The 2,505-nt window shown below is 34.1% G+C and carries 4 protein-coding genes; 1 reads left to right on the top strand and 3 read right to left on the bottom strand.

The window, feature by feature from the left end; genetic code table 11:
• From ASJ81_RS10960 to ASJ81_RS10950, 3 genes are all read right to left on the bottom strand, one after another.
• A partial coding sequence (locus ASJ81_RS10960) for a site-specific integrase (protein ID WP_095644481.1) occupies positions 1 to 655 on the bottom strand: 655 nt, incomplete at its 3' end.
• Between the two features lie 123 nt (positions 656 to 778).
• Positions 779 to 1,045, bottom strand: coding sequence for a type II toxin-antitoxin system RelE family toxin (locus ASJ81_RS10955; protein WP_095644482.1), 267 nt, complete (start codon positions 1,043 to 1,045; stop codon positions 779 to 781).
• Complete coding sequence (locus ASJ81_RS10950) at positions 1,038 to 1,298, bottom strand: DUF2683 family protein (RefSeq protein WP_095644480.1); 261 nt, start codon at positions 1,296 to 1,298, stop codon at positions 1,038 to 1,040. Before ASJ81_RS10950 ends, ASJ81_RS10955 begins: the two co-directional genes overlap by 8 nt.
• A gap of 264 nt (positions 1,299 to 1,562) precedes the next feature.
• Between ASJ81_RS10950 and ASJ81_RS10945 the strand changes: the two genes are divergently transcribed.
• Positions 1,563 to 2,505, top strand: a 943-nt coding sequence (locus ASJ81_RS10945) for an ISNCY family transposase (RefSeq protein WP_095642727.1), incomplete at its 3' end; no start/stop codon positions are given.

Genomic DNA, 2,505 nt, shown 5'->3' with positions numbered 1-2,505 from the left:
TGGCGCGGACATACCCCGTTGCTTGCAGCGGGGTGCGCCAGCGCAACTTTGATTTTACTATTCCCCATGCAGTCAACTTTTTCTTAATATCCCGTAGTTCATCATCAGAAAAAACAAGTCCTTGGTAATGCCTCATGCTTGTTAAGTTATCATGCCCTTGCCTGAGACAGACTGCAGATTCAATTATTCCTGCTGCAACCATCCAGGACTCTAATGTTTTTCTTGTGGTCTTTACTGAAAGGCCATAAGGGTTGATGCCTGCAGTAACAGCCCATCTTTGAAGATTCTTGTTCCAGGTAGTTTCTTGTGGAGGCCTGTTAGCCTGCCAGAAATCCCGTAAAAGATAAGAAAACATTGAAGGCAGAGGATGAATTGTTCTCTCTAACTGTCTCCTCTTTTGCTTCTTTTGAGCTGATTCAGGTAAATGGATCAGGTTCCTTTTTTCATTGTACCATTCTTTGTGGTCATAAAGTCTCAAGACTTCTATGTACCTCATGCCAGTTATGAGCAGAATATCCAAAATTGTTTTGTGGGCTTCTTTTGGAATCGCTGTTTTTAGTGCCTCGTACTCCTTAGGGGTTAGAATTCTTATGCCTTTAACATACAGATGCAAAACTTCTGGGTCCCTTTCATAAGCTTTTTTAGGGTATTTCATAGCTATGAGAATACACAGTTTTTATTTTTTCCAAGATTTCCATTTACTCTTTTTCTTTGATTTCTCTTTTAAGAATAGAAGTAAGGAGAAAATAGGGAGAGATCGCGAGATTAAAGACATATATCAATATGCGTTATCGTGATGCTCGAAATCTTCAAAAGTAACGGTTTTCGTGTCTTCGTCAATCGAAAAAGACAAAACAAAATGTCCAATATGAACACGACTTAAGCCGCTCATATCATATCTTAGATTTTTATATCTATAAGGATTATTAACTATTTCACTCGCTTTGTGCTTGATGCTATCATATAACTTTTTATCTTTTTTCTGAATTCTTTTGACTGAACTTATAAATGCATCACTAAAAATCAAATCGTAGGCATCAGTCATCTTTATCATCAACAGCGTCATCTATGATTTTATCAAAATTATCTATACTACCTACGAATATATGCTTTCCTTTCTTTATTTTGTCTAATTTATCGATATATTCTGGACTAAATCCAGGTTCAAGAACTTTTTCTTCATACTGAGACATAACTAAGTCAATAGCAGCGCTCTTATCTTTTAAATTGTACTTAGCTTTTACAATGTTCAATAACTGGTTAGAATGCGAGCTGATATTTATTTTAGCTTGTACCATAGATACCACATGTATATAATGGGTATATGATGTATATATACATAACACAGTGTGTTGCTTTAATTACTGATGATCCGCCAAAAAAGAATCACAAGTAGAAGAAGGATTTTGTTAGCTGCAAATTCTTCGATTTGCTACTTATTTTGTTACTATTCAGGTAGCCTTTTTAGGACTCAGTTCCAAAATCTAGTGATGAAAGTAAGTGTAACATCACTATATAAATTTATAATTCTATAACTATGTAATGATGTTACGGCAAAAACAATGGTAATTATAAATCTTACTCTTAATAACTTATCGGAACTCCCTGCTCTCTCATACCTTTTTGATAGTTATAGCAATGATTACGAATATACCACAAGAGGAATTTTTCGTAGAAAAATTCCTCCAGCCTGCCCTATTTGCAGTGCTCCTATGGTTCATAACGGCTATAATCTATACATCAAAAAAGGTCTTGGAAAAATCAGCATTGGTCGATACAAATGCCAAAATTGTGGTAGTACAGACGAAGAAGATCATAGTTTTTGGGAAGGTCTGAAAACTTTACTTTTTGATTCATTCAATAATTTTTTCCAGGTGCTCAGATACCATAAAGTTTCTTATGATGGAATTTCTGATATAATGAGCTTCATATTTCCAAGATCAAGAAGCACTATTTTTAGAACATTCAACAAAGAAATGGAACAGGAAAATGTTCCAATTTTAGAAAATGTACATATGGTGCACTATGACGAACAGCATCCAAAAGAGGGACGTTGTCAGAAATACCGTTTAACATTACTGGATGCAAAAACTCAAAGAACAATAGCAGATGAACTTTTTGAGGATAAAAGTTCAGAAACCATCAAAACGTTTCTACGAAAAAATCTAGATACATCAGAACCTGTGTTTATTGTTACGGATTTTGATAAGAGATACCCAGATATTTTAAAGGAAGTTTTTGGGGATAAGTTAGTGCATCAATACTGTTTGATGCACTTAAACAAGCTTATAGTTAGCGATTTTCCGAAGAAAACAACAATTGAACAGGAACTATTAAAATACAGGTTATTGAATATATTTTACAATCGTGAAAATGAGATTAAATTCCTGGAAAAAATTCTATCTGAAGAACTTAACGTAATTATGAATGAAGAAAAGCATCAAGAATGGAGTATAAAGGCAAAAAAGGAATTTAACCGATTTAGATATAAATTGAAGCTAGAAA

The organism is Methanosarcina spelaei, from assembly GCF_002287235.1.
Taxonomy (GTDB): Archaea; Halobacteriota; Methanosarcinia; order Methanosarcinales; family Methanosarcinaceae; genus Methanosarcina; species Methanosarcina spelaei.
This window is presented reverse-complemented; position numbering and strand designations above follow the sequence as displayed.